Source organism: Bradyrhizobium sp. USDA 4503 (genome assembly GCF_054055815.1).
Genome location: NZ_JBSRXS010000001.1, coordinates 2342870 through 2361713, shown reverse-complemented (window position 1 = coordinate 2361713; position 18844 = coordinate 2342870). Strand labels below are relative to the sequence as shown.

The following is an 18844-nucleotide window of genomic DNA, read 5'->3' as shown; positions in this document are numbered from 1 at the left end:
TCAGCTCGTCTTCACCGTAGGAGCGAAATGCGCGTCCGCCGAGGTATTGTAGTCGGCCGCAAACCGGAGTTCGCGGAGTGGCCGTACCCGCTTGATCGATTCCTGGTAAAGTTCGTGAGCTTTGAAAGCTGCGAGTTCAGTCTCGCCGTCGAACTCACCGTAGACGACAACGTCGATGTCGTTGCCGACCTGATCGGTCTTTCGGTTGCGGGCCACCTCAAGCCGGCGCGCATGCGGGATCGCGGTGAGAACCGAGAGACCATCGATCATTTGGTCGATGTCTGCCTTGTCTTTAGCAGTGAACAAAACAATGTGACGGATCATAGTTCGCCTTAGAGACATGATGTTGGTCGCATGACTAGCTTGCGATCAAGCCCAGCGCAACGCCAACGTCGCTAAAAGGCTCCGTGCCTGCGACGAGACTTGACTGCGTTTTGCGGCGACAAGCGCCACAAGAGCAGAATCCCTTCGAGTTTTCCGCAGAGGTCCAACTTCCCCAGCGGCGGTACGACCCGCTCCCAAGGGGCTTGGCACAGTCGAAAGGATATCCGTGCGCAGAGATGTAAGGGCTCATTGTCCGGAGCTCAGCTCGAGTTCACACAATGCATCCAACTACACGAATTGCGGCCGGCGCTCCACAATTGTCGATCGCGCGCGTATCCTTGACGCAGCCATTGACGAAGAAAAGGCGAACGCAAGCACCGCGTGGCGTACGGTGAGAGGGCCGAGCTCGGATCGAAGATGACGCCGACTGCGCCAACCGCTGTCAGTCCGGACAGCACGATCTGGCCGAGTTTGATGTGGCATACCCCTCGGCCACCTTCTCATGGGTCTTGTGCGTGTAGTCGTAGCGTCCAAAGCTCTCGCGCACCTGACTTTGGAAGGCGAGCGCTCCGGCTCAGCCGGGATAGAGGGGGCCGAACACCTGTCTCTATTTCTGCCGTCGGAAGATTGGGCTCTGGCTTCTTGCGCCCTTTGGTCGCGTTAGGATTGAATCGGCCAAACTTGGTTTCGGTTTTGGCGTGATCGGTTTCAATATTTGGACCATCCCGCCCGCTGACGACCGGTCGGCCGATCCCGTTCCGTCTCTCGCGCACGGTCCGGAGCGCCTACACGTTATTGCGTATTTTAAACGCTAAAGCGTGTGGCGCGTCGGGATCACAAATGCATCATCCTGATGGATGAGGCGGCGCAATCCGATTCATGTGAAGCGACAGCTTGCCCGCAACTTGCGACGGTTGCGGCTCGAGCGGTCATGGTCGCAGGATGATCTGGCGGCGGAAGCGAACGTGCGTCAAGCGCTGGTCAGCGCCATGGAGGTCGCCGCCGCCAACCCCACCCTGGAAACGCTGGACAAGGTCGCAGCCGCGCTTGGCGTCGGGGTCGCAGACTTGCTCGCAGTGCCTGCCGCTAAGCAGAGGCCGGTAACACGGCGCGATTTGCGGCCGCCGGGTCGGGCCGGGCGGTGACTGCGCGTCCCGGGACCGTTCGGAGTTGAAACCGTTGTGCCGAACTGGCGCTTGAAAGCTGCTGACGGAAGATGCACCCTCCGAATCGGCCGTCTCGCCGGACCTGCCGCAGGGTCAAAGTGGACATTTCAATTGCCTCGGATCGACCGTCATATTCGGGTCGGTGCGTAATCTGCGGACATCGACCATCGATATGAAAAGGTGGATCCGTTGACCGCGATACCTTTGACTGAATCTGCCCTGACGTGCGTGAAGCGCGCGGTGAGGCAGGACTATCCGAACCACAAGTCATCCCATCTGACCGAGGCGATTGCGGCCGCGTGTGGCTTTGCAACACACGCTGCGCTGCGCGCCCGCATGGCGGGGCGCGCAGCGGAGCATCCGGACTTTGCGTTGCTCCAGGAGTTGCCGTTCCTGAGTCGGCTTGCGGCGGTAACGGGCGTTCCTATGTCGGATAAGGACCTCCCTGGATTTTCCTTCGACCGTCTCGTCTACGAGGGAACGGACGTGATCCGGACCGCGTCCAAGGGGGCCGCCAAGGTGAAGTACGGCGGGTCGAGCCGGCGGCGGGCCTGGCGCAACGTAATGGTGGCCGGGATCAATGCCGGCATCGAGCAAGGTCTGTTCACACCGCGTGCCGGCGAGAACAGCTGGTCTGCGCCGGATCCACGATGTGACGGTTGCACTTATCGTTTTACGATCGAGGGAATTCCGGCGATTGCGAGCGTCCACGACGCAGGCTGGGACGAACTGTCAATCCACGTTGCGTTGTGGCCGACTGCCGAGGGCGAACGCTGGGTCCGAACCGCGTACGGCGGCAACTTCGCGGGTGAGGTCTTTGCATCGGGTTGGCTTGAGCGGCGTGACGGGTCGTGGCTGCAGGTGGGAGATGACCCGGAGCTTAGTTGCCGAAAGCGGCGGCTGGCTCAAGTCGCGGCGCTGAATATCCGTCCCACGGGCTACGCGGATCGCGGCAGCTTCAAGCTCTAACTGGGGACGAGGGAACGGGCCGTCTGAGAGGCGCGTGCGGGTTTTCGAACGGTCGTTCGCGAGGGATAGCTGCAGACCTCCCGCCCGGTCATCAGCGGGTCGTTCGGCTCTATCGCCCGCCGCTTTTCCTGCTGCAATAATACAGTTGTGGAGAAGTCCGCCAGAGGGAAGCTAACTTCGTTAGTTTCCCTCTGGCGTTTGGGACTTGCCGCTCCCGCGATTACGATGCGAGGACAGAACGGATCGCCAAGGTTTCGATCGATCAAGGCTTCGATGCGCGAAGGCGAACCCAATTGGTGACAACCAGGAGAGTGAGCCATGTTGACCGAGACGTTGGTGCGGGACGATATCAAGAATTTTCTCAAGCGGCTGTCCGTCGCGATTGAACTCGATCAGATCAACGTCGACGCGCTGCCGCCGGAGAGCTTTTTGATCGAGTACGACGACGACATGTGGCGCGCATGGCGACACGAGCATCGTGTTCATATTGAGAAGTTGCTCGATACCGCGGATATGATTCCGCCGGTCATGTTGTGGCAGTTAACGGGAGTTGCGATCCGTCATGAACCCGAGCTTGTCGGAACCGCGTTGCTCGAATTGTTCGCCGAGGTCGCAGCTGGCGGCTGCGCGGATCTTGGATCGGCCGAGATGTTCTTTGGCGTGCTGATCAGACAGATGCGCGGACAGCGCAAACGCAGTTCCCGTCGCGAAAGCGCTCAGGCATCGATGTTGCAGTGGCTGCCCGCCACGGATCCGCTGCGAATTGCCGAGGATCCTGAATGTGGATACGAGCTGTCACAGATTCAGTAAGCGGAGCGGGGACGATTGTCGTTGGTCGACAATCGGCGCCGAAGGACGGTGTCGAAGGTCGACGAGGTCGTGCCGCGCGGGCGCGACCCGTTCACCGTTCGAGATCGTCGACCGGATCACCCCGGATGCTCGCGCGACGCCTTGTCGGCGTCGTGGCCGTTCTCGTTCTGGTAGAAGGCGTGCTTTTTTGCGAAATGTCGATCAGTCCTTGAATAGCGATCGAATCCTTGCCGCCAGGAAAGGATCCGGCCGGTGTGCAGCGGTGCGTTCGCTCCCCTCGTGGTCGTCGGGAGCGGCTCCGCCGGCCCGAGGTCGGCGCGTGTCCGAGCAGTGTGCAAATCCTTGGGGGTGGGCGCGCCGCAGGGGCGGGACGTCGCGACTGTGCGTCGTGACGGCTGCAAGGATTCGGGAGGTGCCGCGGCATCGTCGGTTGCGGCGCGGCCGGCGGGCAAGTTTGGCACGGTATGTGTTCGCCGGCGCGCGGACACGTCGTTGTGCGAACCGCGGGCGATGCGCTGAGCGGCGTTGAGGCGCGGGCCTATGAGGGGCGCGCAGTTCTGCTCGAGGCGCGTGTCGCGTGGCGGTGTCAGCGTCGCCTGCAGGTCGATTTTTTCCGAAATGACGGCGGCAATCGGCGGTCCTGATGGTCATCACATTTTCGCGAGGATCGCGAGCATCGCCCTCTGACTGGTCGCGGGCAGGCGCGTCGGGCGCCGGTCGCAGGCATGCGGGCCCCGTCGGATGCCTCGGCCAGGTCGCGGCTGCGTCTCGCGGGCAAGACGCCAGCGGCCGGTCGGAATGGAAGCAGATGTTCGACGGTGTCGGGTTTGGCGTGTGATCGTGGACGAGCCCCAGCGTGTTCCGCGGGGAAGGGCCCCTGATCGATCGAATAGGTTGGCGCCCGCAACCGGGGTCGAACTGGCCGCCTCTCGGGGGTCAGGCCGTCGCCGGACTTGCAGGACCTCTGCGCGGGGCAATATCCGCGCCAATCTTGCGGTTAGTAGTCCTGCAACAGCTCGGCGAGGAACGATGCCGTAGCGTCCTGAGCATTGCCAGATCTGACGGCGGTCTGAAGATCCGACCCGGGCTCGCGCGGTTGGGTCGCACTGCTAGACGGTTTCGGCGGCCTAGTTGCGCGCTCGGTCTATTGCGTCGCGCGCGCGGAGGCGACGTCGGCCCGCTCGATCTCCGCAGGGTCCACCGTCTGGGCGGGGGCGGCGGTGGCGCGTTGTCTTCGGTGTCGAAGATCACGGCCTTTTCGATGGCAGCGTCGACCGCCTCGACGCCCGGTTCCCCGTCAAAATTCAGCGCCGCCAGGAAGCGCAGCGTGGCGTCGTTGGTCCGCAGCTTCTCGGCCATCTTGAAGGTGTCGCGGCCGTCGACGGTGACGCCGTGGCCGACCTTGCGCATGGTCGAGGGCGCCTCGGAACCGATGCGGAGTGTCGTGCGGACGGGGGAAAGCCTCTTTTTTTTGAGCTAGTCGAGAAAGTCTTCGTGCTGTCCACGGACAGCATGAAGACTCCACGCTGTTTCCGGCAAAAAGCCGTTTCGGGATCAGATCCGCCGAGCCGCCGGCAGCAAGCGACACAACCTGTTGATTATTCGTGGAAAAGCTATCCCGCATTCGCTGGAGCGCTACGATGAGGGCGTGGAAACAGCGAGCTAGGGTTGCCATGCAAGCGCTCGGACGCGCCAAGCATGGGGAGCGAGAGGAGGTCCTGGCAAAGGTCGATCGTTCCGTGGATCTGAATACGATTCGACGTGAGATTAAGGGGCTGACTTTCTTGGACACCTTGGGGGAAAAAGATTCGAAGCTCTGCGCTCACCTCCAAGCTTCCTCATTCAACGTCATCGAGGTCTTGGCGCGCTGGTACGATTTCGACCAGCGTGGAGCCGTGAGAGCCGCGGCGAAGGTCGCCTCAGACGGATATTCCTGGGCCTCGCTGCAACTCGCGATGCGGCAAGCGAAGAAGCAACTCAAGGTCCCCACGAGGGAGACCTCAATCGCTCAAGCCAAACCTGAAATCGTAAGGCAGATACATCTGATTTTCGGAAGTGCCATCACCTTGACCGCGATGTCACGGCCAAAAGCAAATCTGCCACCGGTCGATCTCTTACTCAGCATAACTCGATCTGAAGGATATTCCGAGAGCGTGGCAGCTTTGATCGTTGGGCCCTATCGAAATGCCACAATCTATTCCAAGCGCCGCCGTGACGAACTCTTGCGAGCAATGGGACTAGCGTGGATATATGATCACATTATTCTAGTCCTTCCCACAGCGGCCAACTTGCCCGAGTACAAGCACTGGCTCGCGGAATACGTCGGGGGGCAGCTGAGAAGCTCAGGGGACCAAGCGAGCACCGATCAGATCCGACGCCCAAGTGTTCACATTATCAGCATCAACGCTGAGTGAGGCGTCGGGCAAAGTCGGCCCGTGCAGCAGTGAGGTTAGGATGTCGTCCATGGCGATCCGGACGGCATTGGAAGGACTTCGATGCCGATGATAACCACCTTTTCAGGACCATTGACGATCATATCCGCAGTATGGCTTGTGAGCCCGCAGGGATGAGATGCCGGTGCCGCAGGTCCGCGAGAGTGCGTTATTGCGCGCATCGGGGGCGTCCTCGTAACCATTACGAGTTTGGCCCCCGAGTTAGTCGTTCCTATCGCACGGAGCGGTCTATATTATAGGCGGCGAAGGTCTGGATGTTGCCATGGTCCTGAGCACGAGCAGCTCTCGATCGACGAATTTTTCGATGCCATTTCAGGGCGGCGAAGTGCGCTACGAGCTCGTGGACGGCATTGCCTATGCAATGGCCGGCGCCAAAGAAGGGCACAACGCATCTGAAGCAATGTTCAGACGGCTTTCGTCCAGCTCCAAGGCTTGGCGTGCACAGCGGATCCCGCCGGTAAAGGGCGGGGCGTTCGCGTCAAGTAAGTAGGGGACCCGTTTCGCCCGATAGGGAGCGAACTTGTAGGGGACTAACATTGCTCGAACCATTTACGGCAACGCGGACGTGGCTGGAGACAGAGCGGAATCATTGAACATCCCAGCATGTGTCGTTCCCGAGATTGAGATAAAGTATAGCTACGTGTGGTGAAAGCGGCCTATTCGGCCGCTTCCTGAGATGCTAACCGGGCTAGGACGCGTTCCTTGCGTCGGCTGTTCCAATCCAGGAAGCGCCCCCATGGATCCGTCCTCTTTGATCTGGTCGAGTGCAGGCTGAGTGTGATGCCGCGAACCGCGGGCATATCTTCGTTTCTCATGACTTCTTCGACTGCGTCCAAAATCCCTGCATAGCTTAACATCCTTGCCGCAGCCCACACCTGACGACGCGGACCAAATGTCGTCGGCAAATACAACCAGCCGATCTTCGACGTCTTGCAGAAGATGATTCCCTCCACGACGCGTCTAAATTCGATGGGGCTATCAAACTCCTCTATCCAAATGTCTTCGACCGGGAGCGCATTTTGGACCGTCGTCCATTCCTCGTCCGTCAAGGCATGGCTTTTGCGTTTTGCAAGATTGTTCGCTCGTTTTCGCCGTCCCGCGACGCGTGTCTCCGGTTGGTAGCGGAATGTCTCCCCAGAAATATGAGAGATCGGTCCGTCAACCACGACGATAATCTCGTTGGTCGATTTATCTCGGCTAACCCTCATCTGGCCCACGAGTTTTCGGAATACGGCCATCGATCGCGCGGAACTTTCGTCGCAATCGCTGTAGTTCCGCATTGGCGTGAGCTCGCTAAGGAACGACGCAGAGTCCGGCGGAGGCTCCATTTTCCGCGCTTTGGCGATCGATATCTCTGGCAACGAGGCGAGCTTGGTTTCGATCGCTTCGATGCGTGCGCAATAATTTTCACGTTGCGTACGAACAACCTCAGTCGTTAAGCCAGCGGTTATCGCAGCCTGGAAGGTTGCATCGAGGCGGACGAGAATGCTCTCGCGCTCCGTCTTCAACGTTTCTCTCTCCTGATTCATCGCTTTTGCCTCAGCTTCGGCTTTCTCTTCGTACGCGGACTGCATTTGCTTGAGGGCGTCCGGTGTATCGAGCTTCTCGCAGACAAAGCGGATCGTGACGTCTTCCAGCGTATTCATGAGAACTACCGGTGTGCTGCATCGAGGCTTTTGTTCTCTGTAGTATCGAAGCCGCGATAAGCGCGGGCACCTTAGCCTAGCTGTGTCAGTGAGCCGATCATTGGTACAGTACATCGTGCCTCCGCATTCGGCGCAGCGCACCAGCTTGGAAAGCAGGAATTTGGCGGCGGGGCCATACTCTATCTTTTTCGCGTCGAGTTCCTGCAGTTTTTGCCAGTCGTCCAGACTAATGAGCGCCCAGTCCGGTCTTTCCGCGATCGTCCATTGGTCGGCAGGACGCACTTTTCGAGGCACTGTGATCCTGTTGACGTCAGTTTGGATTGGCGTCTGCTCGGTGCGAAAGAAAATGAGAAGTCCGATCAAGAGCGGATTGGTAAGGATCCTTCTGACGAACTCAGGGCTCCATTCCTTTACGGGCGGAGGTACGCCTTCGCGGGCGAGGATGTCGGCAATGCTGTGTCGAGGAATGCCGGATAGGCGCATCTTCACAATGCGCTTGATTACGGCCGCCTGATCCTCTCGATGTCTCATGTCTCCCGGCTGGTGTGGAATTTTCTCCCAGCCGTACGGCGCTCTACCCGGCCACAATCCTCGATTTAGGATCTTCACTCGACCTGACAGCATGAGCTCGGTGATGCGGGTGCGTTGCTCATCACTCAAGAGCCCCGAAAACGCTGCGTGGATGAGCGACCACTTGCCGTGCTTTGTAGAGTGGATTTCCACCCCATACTGGCCGAGCGTCGCGAAAGCGGTCGTCATGATATGAAGTTTGCGTGCCAGCCTGTCGCCTTCCTCAATGATCAGGATGTCGAATTTGCCTTGCCTGGCATCTTCCAACATCTCGTTGTAGCTCGGGCGGTTCGCCGTATAGGCGCCGCTGGCGCCAGGATCGCCGTAGACCTTCACGACATCGACGTTGATCACGACCGCATAGGCTTCCCCTTTTCCGAGTTGACGCTCGAACGAGTAGGGGTCTTGGTGATCGGTCGAGTATCTCAAGTAGATCGCGGCCCGCTTGCGGATGCGAATGGCGGTCGATGTCATCGCCGAAGCTTGGTGCTGGAGCAGCCAAGCAGGGCTAAGTCGCGCAAGCAGATTGGCTTGCGCGTTCTTCGACTTCTCTGACGAGGCGGAGTCGATAGATTTCATGATGTTTTTTCCCCTTTTGGTTCCAATTGCAAAGTATCCGACCCAAATTGGGTAGGAATCCAACGCAAACTGCCGCTCGTTTCGAAGAATGTAAAGCGCTCTGCCGCGGAATTATCCGCTTGCCAGAAACCTGCTGCTGTCGTAGCCGCGCGCGCGAGACAAGCTACGGCTTCCACTCACGGCGGTTCGACATGTCGATCGGTCGCGGATCAATTAGAAACGGAGGCGCAATCGAATCCTTGATCTGGAAATCACTCTGCGGTTCGCGGTAGCTTCCAACCTCTCAGCAGAGATTCTGTGATGGCGGACTGGAAGACCCGAGCCCGCGAAGCTCGAAGCAAGTTAACGCACGCGAAGCACGGGGAGAGGGAAGGAGTGCTTCGGCGGTTGGCCGGCGACAACGACCCGAACACCCTCCGTCGCGCAATATTTGCGCTGACGTATCTCGACGAACTCAAGCGATTGAATCCTTCGGCTTGGAAGATCATCGCCAATTCGCCGCTCTCATTGGTCGAATCTCTGGCGCGGTGGAATTCTTTCGATCCCGCGGGTGCTATGAAGGCCGCGCTAGATGTCATCGATGGACGCTATAAGGTCGCCGACCTTAGAAAGGCTGTACTGAAGGCTCGTGCCGAAGTCGAATCCTTGCCTTATCGCGAGAAGATTAAATTGGAAGCGATCTGGGCAGTGCAGGAGGTCCTTGGAGGGGAGGTCTCGGCACCGGAGGCCCGCTTCAAGGATTCCGATGGGCCGCCATTGGCGTTCCGGTTTCTACGTTCTGTCGGTCAGCCGCCCAAGTTCGAGACTATAGCGGTCCTCATTGTTGGGCCGTATCAGAATGTGCAGTTATACCGGAAACGAAAATACGATTGGCTCTATCGCGCATTTGGTCTTTCCTGGTTCTACGATCACGTTGTAATTCTGCTGCCTGATCCGAATGAACTCGAATCCTACAAGACGTGGATCGTCAATGCGCTGAAGAGAGCAGGGGCGCCGCCGACCGGGGCGGAAGGGCAGGTGCGCAAACCAAGCGTCCACGTCTTCCATCCAAAACTGTCGCTTCCTCCCGCTCTCACAGACGAAGAAGAAGCTGCGATCCAGAGCTTGGGCGCGGTCCGCGAGTAGTCATTTCAGATCGCATGCCGTTGCGCTTTGGCGAATTGATTCGATATCCGTCGCCGCGCGTTGTTCTCCGAGAGCTCGGGCCAATTCGCGCAGCAGGGCTTTCGCATCCTTCACCCGAGCGAAGTCCGCCCGTGCAAGGCCAATACTCCGCTTCTGCGACTCGGGAAAATCGAATGACAGCTGTTGGTGGGAAGTATCGGCAGAATCGTTTGCATTCATGGGGAACGAATCCTTGTTTGCAGAATGAGTCCGCACCGATTTCGGGATTGCTCAGCACGAACATTGACGAAGATGAATGTCCTTGACGGCGGGCATCTTCAGCCCGCCGCTCACCCCGCGTTTTGAAAGTCCATGGATCGGGCCATGAGCTTTGCTCACTGGTGATCGGAGGTGGACTTGACGCCATCCATTTCTGCAAGGATTCGGCGCCACGCGTGATCGCACACGGTAAAGTTGAGCGCTCGGGGCGGGTTTCCGCCAGCGGATTATCACTCTCCGTGACGCTAATTGAGCAATCGCTGATGTCGGCAAAATCGCTGATGTTGCCGATGGTCATTGAGCCGACCGTGCGGCGCGATGCTTCCGCGGCGCCCGGTAAAACCTCGATGGTCACTCTGAACATGTGCTGATCTCCACGGTTGACGGTGTGCGGCGCTGCAGACGGCGGATCCGGCCGCCCGATACCTCAGCGTTTGCTGTGCTGTGCAAGAGCACGCGACGTGCGATCGAGCGCGTCTCATTACGATGGATAGGCAGGTTGCGGTGACTCACAGCCATTTTCCGCGACTTGCCCTGTCTTACGCTGCCCTAACGGGCGTGCTTCCAAGACCTCGTCAATCGCTGCGCGATCCAGATAGCTCTTCGCTTCTAACCGCCTGCCACTGCCCCGACGGCTGCGCGATTTTCGGTCACCAGCTCGCGTGCCTGCGCGGGCGAATCCATCCGCTCGTCGCAGGGCGCGTGCAGCGTATCGCCGCTTGCGCAACAGTGAGTGAGGTCCCGCCGAAATGGCAATCCACGCACAGGGTCGTCAGATCGCCTACGAGCTCGCAGCCAAGCCTCTTAAGTGCGATGGTGGACCTGTCGCTCCACCTCATTTCCGCTTCGTGGATGATGTTGCGCTTTTCACAATCCGGTCGACCCGACACTGTCCATCTCTGCGAGGATCCGCGCGAGAAGCTTCCAGACGCTTTGGTGGCGTGCGTGACGGCGCACGATAAAGTTGCGAGTCTGGGACGGGGTTCCCGCCAAGGGATTTGCGCCCTCCGTGGCTCGAACTGAATAATCGCTGACGTCGGCAAAATTGCTGATGTTGCCGATGGTCATTAAGCCGACCGTGCGACGGAGTTCTTCCGCGCCGCCTGGCAGGATCTCGATGGTTACCCTAAGCATGCTTTGAATCTCCAATATTGATGGTGCAAGGCGTCACGCACGTGCAGACGCCGCGGCGCCCGTACCAGTTTCCGCGCTCGGCGAGAGGACTCGATGCGCGTTACGAGGGAGCCCCAGGTCGCGGCGAGCGGTCGCGACCGTTTTTGGCCGTTTGCTGTCTCGCTCGCTGCCTTAGTGGGTGTGCTTTCAAGAGCTCGTCAATCGCGCCGCGGTCCAGGTAACCGGTCGCTTCTAATCGACCTGCTACGGCCTCGACGGCTGTGCGGTTTTCGGTCACGAGTTCGCGTGCGTGTGCAAGGCATCGATCGAGGCGCTTCACGATCAGAGCCATGATGGACGAATCGTGCATCAACGTTTCGGCGGTCCGGTCCGAGAAGTGTGCCACGCCAAGTGCCCCGAAGCCAAAGCGAAGCTCGAGATCAATTGCTGCACGGGTCGCCCGCGAAAAATCGCTGCCTTCGCCATGGCCGGCCCCGGCTGTCGCTTGCGGGAGGCCCAAGATAACTTCCTCTGCGGCGCGTCCGGCCAGGAGCGCGGTGATGCAATTCTCGATCCCGATCTGGGTCTGCGAATTGGCCAAGGAAACATCGACGTGCGTGCCGCCGCCGTAGTCGAGGATCGTCAGGGCTCGCGGCTCGAACACGGCTAGGGCGACGCCCACGACAAGATGCCCAGCTTCGTGCACCGAAAACGACCGCCTGAGGTTTTTCGGCAGTCCTTCGCGCCCGGACCTGACCTCGTGCAGCACATCTTCGACCACCAGATCGCGCTTGGCTCGTCGGGCACGCGATTTCGCGCGCCGGACCCACGCCTCGACATCGGCGCCGGTCTTTCCTGTGGCTGCAAGGGCGATAGGCGTCAAATCTTGATTGGCCAGGAGATCGGGTCCGAGATGAAAGCGAAAGATGGCTGCGAGCGTTACGGTGTCGGGCGGCTGGATCTCGATCATGCGATCGAGACGTCCAGCGCGACGTACAGCGGCATCGATGTGGTCAGGATGATTTGTCGCCCCGATCACCACAACTCCGGCTCGCTCCTCGATGCCGGCCAGGAGCTCCAGCAGCAGGTTAACGATTTGGGTCCAATACTCCTTGTACTCGGTGGTCAGGCTGGCGCGATCGGAAATCCCGTCCAGTTCGTCTATGAACAGAATGCAGGGCGCGAGTTGGCGGGCCTGTGAAAACGACTCCTTGATCGCGCCGAGCGTGCCGGAGAGGTAAGCGACTGAGTTCCAGTCGGCGACAGACGTGCTGACCAGAGGCACGTTGGCGGACTTGGCGAGTGCTCGCGCATATTGCGTCTTGCCAACGCCCGGCGGGCCAACGAGCAGCAGCCCCTTCTCGATGCAACTCCAGTCGAGGCGACCTGACCGATATTCGCGCAGATCTCCAACTAGGTTGAGCCCCCATTCGCGCGCTTCGCCATAGCCTGCCAGTTCCTCAAGGCAAGGACCATCGTGAGTGAAGAAGCTTTTGGTAGAGACGATCTTTTTGAGCCGATCGAGACAGTCGTCGGGGCTGCGATCGGCGTGAACCGAGAGGGCGAGATCCGAGATGTCGATGGCGCGCACTAGCTCGTCATCAAGTGCAGCCTGAGGCCGCTTGCCAGTCACGGCTTCGATCACGAGGAGGACTGCCGAGGCGTCGAGCTGGTTCAGAGAAAGGTTGTATTCGGCTGCACGAAGCAAGTCGCGCGGGAGGTTCCGGCGCGGATCCGGAGCCACGCCGACAATGGGCGCCCGGGCGTGTAAAGCATCGGCCACGACCGTATTGCCTCTATCCGGCCGATGCTCGCTCGACCCTCCGTCCCGACAGAGCAGCAGGGCAGGGCGGCTATAGCTGTGCCGATCGAACGACCGCTCATCTAGCACTTTTGTATCGCTGCCGAATGCGCAGGTCTTCAAGACCTGCTTGACGAGGGAGACCAGTTCGGGGCGGTGTGTGGCGAACGATACCACCGGGCAGCTGCGACGAAGTTCGCGGGTTAGGCCGTCAACAGGTTCAATTGTCCGAGCGACCAGGATCGCGGCTGCAGCGAGGTCAGCACGGATTGATGTTCGTCGGACGGAGTCGGGTGTGGTCGACAAATCGTCGATCAGCTTCTCGATGGGGTCGTCTAGGTTGCCGTTACGCAACAGCGGTGCGCTGTTCGCGCCGGCCTCCGTTGCCAACATGTCGAGGTAGGCGCGTCCGAGCAGGTCGCGTGGAGACGATAAGTGGATTGTCATTCTCTCACTCCTTGAAGCGTATGGCTTGTGGCTACGGGAGCCACCACGGCGTTTGTGCCGCCTGATCTTGATAAGACTCGACGGCAGGCCGCCTGGTCCCGCACCGACGTGGCAGGTTTGAGGTGCGCCGGCGCAGCCTGTGTCGCCGGACGGTCAGCTTTTGGTACCGCACGGACTGTGCGGCGGCGTTTACGTGATTGACCCTAACGCGGCCGGACGATGGTGCGCGGACCCAAAGGAATCTCACGGAGATCGAGTTCGACGAGAGCCTCGCATGCGAGCGCGCAGACCGCCCCGACAATATCGCAGGTTGGACGGGCGCGTTCTTCGAGTTCAAGGACCGATTGCGGGCCGTCTTCTGCAAGCGCCGCCGCGATCTTCAACCTATTGTGCACGGACACGACGAACCGCTGATAATGCCATACAGCTCGCGCATTCGAGAACAACGGCTCGTGACGGATGTCGAGGGCGTCACGTTCAAGCAAGCGAAGTCCATCGGAACCAAGCATTTCGGCGAGACGGGTATGCTCTTCCTCGGTTCTGCCTGGTCGCGTTTGGCAGACTATGAGCAGATAATCGCCGTCGAACCGTTGCAAGACGACGCCTCTTACCGTGGGCGGCGCACCATACAGGTTCGGAGTCTTCCGATAGTGAATCGTGCGAACCGAAGGGTCAAGGCTCGCTTGGAGGAGCGCGTCACGTTGAAGGACGCTGTCGACGGGAATTGCGACCTTGCATTTCGGGGCGGAGAAGACGGTCGACGTGGCTTTGCGAGGAGAAGGCTGGCCGTACATAGTGCGATGTCCTGATCAGATTGTGGGAGAGCGTTTCTGTAATCAGGACGATGGTGGTCGATGAACATGCAGGGCTCCTCGTCTGGCTTGGCTTGGATCGAGCCGATGTGGCGCGCGAGCTCGACCGATCAGCAACGCGATGCGGGTGCATGCGGAGAGTGATCGCTCGCGGTGAACGTCTCGGAGGCAGCGAATGCCACGCGAACGTTATAAGGTGCGTTGTATTGGGTGAGCTTCGGTGTCCGGCGTTCTGCCGGTTTCGATGCGGCGACTGCGAAAGTCGGCGACGTTTGAGGTCACTTAGTCGAGAGCGTCTGTATCTCTATACGTTAAAGCGTGTCACAAGATTGCGTCAAAGATATGGCGAGTAAGTTTTCTATCTGTAGGTGCAGCACGATTGATCGATCAGAGAGACCCGTATGGATGGTCTCGCCGCAGACACAATGAATCTCATGCGGGCTATCGCATTTGAAGTGAATGCTGCTGTGTGCCCGGTCGAATGCATATCTTGGCGATAAGTCAATCGTCGCGTCGGCGGACTGGAACCCGTTCACCGTTTAGATCAAACAACCTAGCGGGACTGACTTTAAGTGCGATGGCGATCCTCAAAAGCGAGTCGAGGGTCACGTTTGCTTCGCCGCGTTCGACTTGGCTGACCAGCGCTTGCCGAATGCCGGCTTGCTCTGCAAGATCGCGTTGGCTCAACTGGGATGAATGGCGCAGGTCTCTTATCCTGCGAGCCAGCATATCGCGCAGTTCGGACTGGGTTCTGGGAAAGGACTCAGACACTACCACGGCTGCTCCACGAATCCTTGTGCGATGTCCCGGGGTGGGGCGGTGCGGGTATTGTGCCACTTCCGTTGACGTTCCGCCATTGCTTGCAAGCAAGGATTCGATCGCGGGTTAGCTGTATCGCGGTCGGTTCGAAACGACGGATGATATCCGATCGCTTCTTGGTCCAGGCCGAGCCGCAATTGCATGAGGACAGGCTCAAGCGCCTAGGGCCTGCCAGCGCTCTTGCAAGAGAACTTGCAACGGCGTGGGCCGATCGTTCGGCAGGCTATCGCCTGCGGGCAGCACTTCCCGCGAACTTACGATCTTGACGTTCGACCATTTTGTAGATACAAAATAATCCGTGAAGATTATTTGGGACGAACCGAAGCGGCTCGCCAATCTCGACAAGCACGGGATGGATTTCGCTGATCTCAACGAGACGTTCTTCGATACTGCTGTCGTATTGGAGGCCAAGCGTAACCGCTATCGCGCAATTGGCGTGAACGTCCGTGGCGTCATTTCCGTGATTTTCGCGGTGTATGGCAAGGAGGCCGTTAGCATCATCAGCATGCGCCCCGCCAGTAAGACCGAAAGGGAGCTCTATGAAGCGAACCGTCGCTAAGAAACGCTATACAGCCAACGATATGCGCGCTGTAAGCGATAACCCGGAATGGACCAAGCAGGACTTTGCAAAAGCAAAAGCCTTCGACGAGGTCTTCCCAACGATGCGCAAGGGCCGCGGCCCCAATAAGGCGCCGACCAAGAAGCTGGTTTCGCTGCGACTCAGCCAAGTTGTCCTAGATCATTTCAAGGCCGGCGGCCGCAATTGGCAGAGCAGAATTGACGAAACGCTTGTGAAGATCGTGAAGCGAAAAGCCGGATAACCTCATACAAAGGGGTTGTATTTCGACTGACGTTCCGTCGGGGCCGCTTTGGTGCCATTGCGCGATTTAGTGGCGAAAGCTGTGTCCGGGTTAATGTTGTACGCCGCAAACGTCACCGCCGCGGGTGGCGAGAACGATGTCCGGGAGTTTGCAACACATCCTTCGGGCGAGCGGGGCAATAGGTGCCCGGCGGGTGGCCGAGCCGAAAAACGTCGTGACTCAATTGCTACCTTCCGACGTGGCGTCAATCGGCGCTGTCCGTCGCGCAGCTTGCCCGATGAGGATCTTTATTTCTGAATTTCCGATCTGAGCTCCACGCAGGTAGGTAAGCTGCCCTGTCCATTTTTCATCGAGCGTCTGCTCCTGTCGGTTTTCTCGGCGGCCCGGGCGCCCTCGGTCGTCGATTAGGAGTGTCTGAGAGCGACAGGCGCGCCCGAGAGAAAAGGAGGGTGGCAAAAAAGGCTTACGACAAGGGGCGCTAGGGCCGGGAAGCGTCGTCTAGTAGTCGTCCCCGAAGGGCATCTGAGCGGGATAGCGCGGACACATTGAAGTGACCTGTGCGGCATGTTGCGCAGGCCTTGATGAGGATCATGCGGCGCAATTAGCTGTTGTATTAGCACGGGCTATCTTGGCCTGGCGCCTCGATGTCGCCGGATCCCGATTGCCGGAGGCGCCTAGGTGCGCGTCCTGTCAGTATGCGGGGCGGGGAGCTTGTCGGCCGGTCGAATGAAAAAATGAATCCCGGAGCATATATCTTAGGTTGTTTTTGAAGGTTTTGTGTTATGAGGACATCGGGAGGTGTGGCGAACGGCGCGCACGCAATCGCGGGTGGCTTCGGTTTTTGTGGGAAAGCCGCCAGGAGAGTTGCATCAACGCGCATAGAGTTTGGAGCTTTGCGATCTGAAGATGTAGGCTTGCTGAGTTCGATTCGAGGCTTCGAGGCTCTCCGAATGGCACTGCGGATTTCCGGCGATCTATGCAGGCGCCCCCGTGCAATGAGTTCGAACGATCTTGTCCCTTCTCTGATTTTGTATGTTTGCTATCCGAGCCAAATTTGCGTTCGTCAAGTTGTCATGATCATTTTCGATAGGCTTCCATCAGCTGGTTGCCGTCCTCTTCATATCCTCATCGTTGTAGTCGGCGCCGACGCGGTGTCGCCGTTGCGGAACGCGCAGCGATTTTGCCAAGACATCTACGAATTCTGGCGGAGCCAAGATGATGCTGTGCTTGCGAACCGAATGTCCGTAGGCACGATCGATCTATTGGCCAGCGACAGTGGTCAGCTCGGCAACGCCGTTCAAATCCGCCGACCAACCGATACGGTTACTGTGGAACGGCCGAGTTGCGCCAACGTGGTGGCTGCCATTCAGCGCTGGTCTGACCTCGTGGCAAAAAGCGGCGCCGGGGTGATCCACTGGGTCGGTCACGGTCAATTTCGAGGACAGGAGTCAGAAGGCGCTCAAATCCTCTTTACCGACGATCTCGTAGGTGCCGTCCGCAACGGGATCAACTGGTCGATGACCATACATGGCATAAACGGAAAGACGCGTGGCAATCCCGTGTACTGCTTCGTGGATTGCTGTCGGACTACACCGAAGGGGCCAATTAGTTGGTATCCGCACGGTCTAGGTCTTCAGCCGGTGGCTATCTCGTTCAAGGAGTCCGCCCTCGTCTATGGGGTTGGTGAAGGAGGGCAGGGTCTCTGGGACGACGCCGTGCATCAAAACGACCGGGCAGCAACCCTTCATTTCAAGGGAGGACCGCTTGCCACGGGGGCTTTTCTTAAGTGTTTTGAAGGGATTGCGGCGGAGTATGTCGCCGGGCGTTCGTGGCATGACATTCGCATAAGTCGCATGGAAGATGGGGCACGAGGGCTGGCATGCCGATGGATGCACGCTATAGGCTTCGCTCCTCTGACGGACGAGCAGCGGAGAGAGGCCATCTGCGTTGATTATTCCGGAGCGCATCCCACGATGATGCGCACGTTGAAGCCGCAGTCAGTGCTTGACGTTAGAGCGGCAGGTGCGACGCATTGCTCACTTAGCCCGGTGCCCTCCGGTCACTCTGTCGTTGGCACGCTAGTGCCAAATTCTAATCCCTCGCAGTTTGAATTCATCGTGGATTGCGGGGATTACACGGCCGACGTGACGAATGGGACCGGCACGTTCAGCATGCAACTGAGCGAGACGATAAGCATTCCTCATCAACAGGTGGACGTCTAGCGATGGCTCGAACAGATCCAGTTGTTGCGGCTGAATCGACGCCTCCTCCACCGCTGTTGTTTGTGGAGACGTTGGGGCACGACGGAGAAATTCATAGATGCATTGTCCAGGAAGGGGATAGTGCACCTCCGTGGCTAAATTCAGAAGCAAGAATGCGGGTTGCGGCGCCGAATGGTTGCAAACGTGAGGGCAGAATGAAGGGTGCCCTGCACGTGAAATTCTACGACGCGTGCAAGCAAATTCTCGGCGGAAATGCCAAATGGATGCCGAAGGTGTCCGGAGAAATTCCAAACCACAACTATCGAGTTTGGATCGACGGAACGCCGTCGGAAATCGAACGCGGAAGACTGGTTGGTAAATTCATAAAATTTAATATCCCGAAGGAAGCTTCCCGTTCGTATTTGGAGATATCGAACGACAAAGGGCCAAAGATTTTTGCGCCCATAGACGCGAACATTTCAGTCTATGTCGATATTTTGGAGGGAGAGACTGGCTCCTACTTGTGTCCGCGTGTTCTCACGAATTTTACGTTTCCGGCAGCGCTTTGGGCGTTTCGGCGCGCCAGGCTCTATGATGCCGCGGAGGCCGCGGCGCTGAAGGTAGTTGATGGCTGCAAAGAGCAAGACGATCGTGTCGATTGGGCAGTCGCTGCAGGTCAGAGCGCTATTCTCTATCCATCTTTGACGAGGGATAGTCGCGCAAAAATCGTAAAGTGCCTTAGTTGGATATCGTCCAAAAGCCCGGACGCCGAATTATGCTTGGCGTTCATTCGGATGATGGAGAGCAATCAAGACAAAGCAGCTTACCAAGCGATGAAGAACGTCATCGTTAGGCTGGCTACAACTCCGCCCCGCTACGCGTGCACGATGGAACTGCTCGATTCGAACATCGATGTACTAGCCGAGCTAT

The 18844-nt window shown here is 58.7% G+C and carries 19 protein-coding genes; 11 read left to right on the top strand and 8 right to left on the bottom strand.

All coding sequences use genetic code 11. The features are described from left to right. Together ACVMIH_RS11550 and ACVMIH_RS11545 are read right to left on the bottom strand one after the other, a co-directional pair. Positions 1–324, bottom strand: a complete 324-nt coding sequence (locus ACVMIH_RS11550) for a Dabb family protein (protein WP_456827611.1) — start codon at positions 322–324, stop codon at positions 1–3. A 442-nt stretch (positions 325–766) separates the two neighbouring features. After that, positions 767–871, bottom strand: a complete 105-nt coding sequence (locus ACVMIH_RS11545) for a hypothetical protein (protein ID WP_456861759.1) — start codon at positions 869–871, stop codon at positions 767–769. Between the two features lie 310 nt (positions 872–1181). On the opposite strand from ACVMIH_RS11545, the gene ACVMIH_RS11540 reads away from it, so the two are divergent. The 6 genes from ACVMIH_RS11540 (at position 1182) to ACVMIH_RS11515 (ending at position 6212) form a co-directional block, all read left to right on the top strand. Further along, the gene (locus ACVMIH_RS11540) at positions 1182–1469 is read left to right on the top strand and encodes a helix-turn-helix domain-containing protein (RefSeq protein ID WP_456861757.1); all 288 of its coding nucleotides are present in this window, start codon (positions 1182–1184) and stop codon (positions 1467–1469) included. 201 nt (positions 1470–1670) lie between these two features. After that, positions 1671–2459 (top strand): hypothetical protein, encoded by a 789-nt coding sequence (locus tag ACVMIH_RS11535; protein WP_456861755.1) that lies wholly within the window; start codon positions 1671–1673, stop codon positions 2457–2459. A 318-nt stretch (positions 2460–2777) separates the two neighbouring features. Continuing rightward, a complete protein-coding gene (locus tag ACVMIH_RS11530) occupies positions 2778–3269 on the top strand; it encodes a hypothetical protein (RefSeq protein WP_456861753.1) in 492 nt (163 codons plus the stop codon). A 1237-nt stretch (positions 3270–4506) separates the two neighbouring features. Then, positions 4507–4749 (top strand): hypothetical protein, encoded by a 243-nt coding sequence (locus ACVMIH_RS11525; RefSeq protein ID WP_456861751.1) that lies wholly within the window; start codon positions 4507–4509, stop codon positions 4747–4749. A gap of 193 nt (positions 4750–4942) precedes the next feature. Further along, the gene (locus ACVMIH_RS11520) at positions 4943–5683 is read left to right on the top strand and encodes a hypothetical protein (protein WP_456861749.1); all 741 of its coding nucleotides are present in this window, start codon (positions 4943–4945) and stop codon (positions 5681–5683) included. A 301-nt stretch (positions 5684–5984) separates the two neighbouring features. Further along, positions 5985–6212 (top strand): hypothetical protein, encoded by a 228-nt coding sequence (locus ACVMIH_RS11515; RefSeq protein ID WP_456861747.1) that lies wholly within the window; start codon positions 5985–5987, stop codon positions 6210–6212. A 166-nt stretch (positions 6213–6378) separates the two neighbouring features. On the opposite strand, the gene ACVMIH_RS11510 is transcribed toward ACVMIH_RS11515, so the two are convergent. Beyond that, entirely contained in the window at positions 6379–8517 is a 2139-nt protein-coding gene (locus tag ACVMIH_RS11510) for a recombinase family protein (RefSeq protein WP_456861745.1), read from the bottom strand. A 387-nt stretch (positions 8518–8904) separates the two neighbouring features. Between ACVMIH_RS11510 and ACVMIH_RS11505 the strand changes: the two genes are divergently transcribed. Next, positions 8905–9642 (top strand): hypothetical protein, encoded by a 738-nt coding sequence (locus ACVMIH_RS11505; RefSeq protein ID WP_456861743.1) that lies wholly within the window; start codon positions 8905–8907, stop codon positions 9640–9642. Here the strand turns inward: ACVMIH_RS11505 and ACVMIH_RS11500 are convergent, their stop codons facing one another. After that, a complete protein-coding gene (locus tag ACVMIH_RS11500; protein WP_456861741.1) occupies positions 9643–9861 on the bottom strand; it encodes a hypothetical protein in 219 nt (72 codons plus the stop codon). It abuts the gene before it with no gap. A 215-nt stretch (positions 9862–10076) separates the two neighbouring features. Here ACVMIH_RS11500 and ACVMIH_RS11495 point away from each other — a divergent pair, with 215 nt between their 5' ends. Continuing rightward, entirely contained in the window at positions 10077–10271 is a 195-nt protein-coding gene (locus ACVMIH_RS11495; protein ID WP_456861739.1) for a hypothetical protein, read from the top strand. Between the two features lie 496 nt (positions 10272–10767). Here the strand turns inward: ACVMIH_RS11495 and ACVMIH_RS11490 are convergent, their stop codons facing one another. The 4 genes from ACVMIH_RS11490 to ACVMIH_RS11475 form a co-directional block, all read right to left on the bottom strand. After that, on the bottom strand, positions 10768–11034 hold the full coding sequence (locus tag ACVMIH_RS11490) for a hypothetical protein (RefSeq protein WP_456861737.1): 267 nt from the start codon (positions 11032–11034) through the stop codon (positions 10768–10770). A gap of 100 nt (positions 11035–11134) precedes the next feature. Beyond that, positions 11135–13261 carry an AAA family ATPase gene (locus ACVMIH_RS11485; RefSeq protein WP_456861735.1) on the bottom strand — a complete coding sequence of 709 codons (2127 nt, stop codon included), beginning with the start codon at positions 13259–13261 and terminating at the stop codon, positions 11135–11137. Between the two features lie 203 nt (positions 13262–13464). Next, the gene (locus ACVMIH_RS11480) at positions 13465–13857 is read right to left on the bottom strand and encodes a hypothetical protein (RefSeq protein ID WP_456861733.1); all 393 of its coding nucleotides are present in this window, start codon (positions 13855–13857) and stop codon (positions 13465–13467) included. A gap of 717 nt (positions 13858–14574) precedes the next feature. Continuing rightward, positions 14575–14802: a helix-turn-helix domain-containing protein gene (locus ACVMIH_RS11475; RefSeq protein ID WP_456866444.1), complete on the bottom strand. Its 228-nt coding sequence runs from the start codon at positions 14800–14802 to the stop codon at positions 14575–14577. A 388-nt stretch (positions 14803–15190) separates the two neighbouring features. On the opposite strand from ACVMIH_RS11475, the gene ACVMIH_RS11470 reads away from it, so the two are divergent. The 3 genes from ACVMIH_RS11470 to ACVMIH_RS11460 all read left to right on the top strand — a co-directional run bounded on the left by ACVMIH_RS11470 (position 15191) and on the right by ACVMIH_RS11460 (position 17935). Then, positions 15191–15451 carry a BrnT family toxin gene (locus ACVMIH_RS11470; protein WP_456861731.1) on the top strand — a complete coding sequence of 87 codons (261 nt, stop codon included), beginning with the start codon at positions 15191–15193 and terminating at the stop codon, positions 15449–15451. Then, the gene (locus tag ACVMIH_RS11465) at positions 15432–15713 is read left to right on the top strand and encodes a BrnA antitoxin family protein (protein ID WP_456861729.1); all 282 of its coding nucleotides are present in this window, start codon (positions 15432–15434) and stop codon (positions 15711–15713) included. The genes ACVMIH_RS11470 and ACVMIH_RS11465 overlap by 20 nt, the downstream gene beginning before the upstream one ends. A 995-nt stretch (positions 15714–16708) precedes the next feature. Next, a complete protein-coding gene (locus ACVMIH_RS11460) occupies positions 16709–17935 on the top strand; it encodes a hypothetical protein (RefSeq protein ID WP_456861727.1) in 1227 nt (408 codons plus the stop codon). Positions 17936–18844: the final 909 nt, after the last annotated feature.

What these genes read in the sequence shown, in the direction of transcription:
- ACVMIH_RS11550 (WP_456827611.1), bottom strand. Translation starts at nt 324, where the DNA reads ATGATCCGTCACATTGTTTTGTTCACTGCTAAAGACAAGGCAGACATC.
- ACVMIH_RS11540 (WP_456861757.1), top strand. Translation starts at nt 1,182, where the DNA reads ATGAGGCGGCGCAATCCGATTCATGTGAAGCGACAGCTTGCCCGCAAC.
- ACVMIH_RS11530 (WP_456861753.1), top strand. Translation starts at nt 2,778, where the DNA reads ATGTTGACCGAGACGTTGGTGCGGGACGATATCAAGAATTTTCTCAAG.
- ACVMIH_RS11520 (WP_456861749.1), top strand. Translation starts at nt 4,943, where the DNA reads ATGCAAGCGCTCGGACGCGCCAAGCATGGGGAGCGAGAGGAGGTCCTG.
- ACVMIH_RS11515 (WP_456861747.1), top strand. Translation starts at nt 5,985, where the DNA reads ATGGTCCTGAGCACGAGCAGCTCTCGATCGACGAATTTTTCGATGCCA.
- ACVMIH_RS11510 (WP_456861745.1), bottom strand. Translation starts at nt 8,517, where the DNA reads ATGAAATCTATCGACTCCGCCTCGTCAGAGAAGTCGAAGAACGCGCAA.
- ACVMIH_RS11500 (WP_456861741.1), bottom strand. Translation starts at nt 9,861, where the DNA reads ATGAATGCAAACGATTCTGCCGATACTTCCCACCAACAGCTGTCATTC.
- ACVMIH_RS11490 (WP_456861737.1), bottom strand. Translation starts at nt 11,034, where the DNA reads ATGCTTAGGGTAACCATCGAGATCCTGCCAGGCGGCGCGGAAGAACTC.
- ACVMIH_RS11485 (WP_456861735.1), bottom strand. Translation starts at nt 13,261, where the DNA reads ATGACAATCCACTTATCGTCTCCACGCGACCTGCTCGGACGCGCCTAC.
- ACVMIH_RS11475 (WP_456866444.1), bottom strand. Translation starts at nt 14,802, where the DNA reads ATGCTGGCTCGCAGGATAAGAGACCTGCGCCATTCATCCCAGTTGAGC.
- ACVMIH_RS11465 (WP_456861729.1), top strand. Translation starts at nt 15,432, where the DNA reads ATGAAGCGAACCGTCGCTAAGAAACGCTATACAGCCAACGATATGCGC.
- ACVMIH_RS11460 (WP_456861727.1), top strand. Translation starts at nt 16,709, where the DNA reads ATGAGTTCGAACGATCTTGTCCCTTCTCTGATTTTGTATGTTTGCTAT.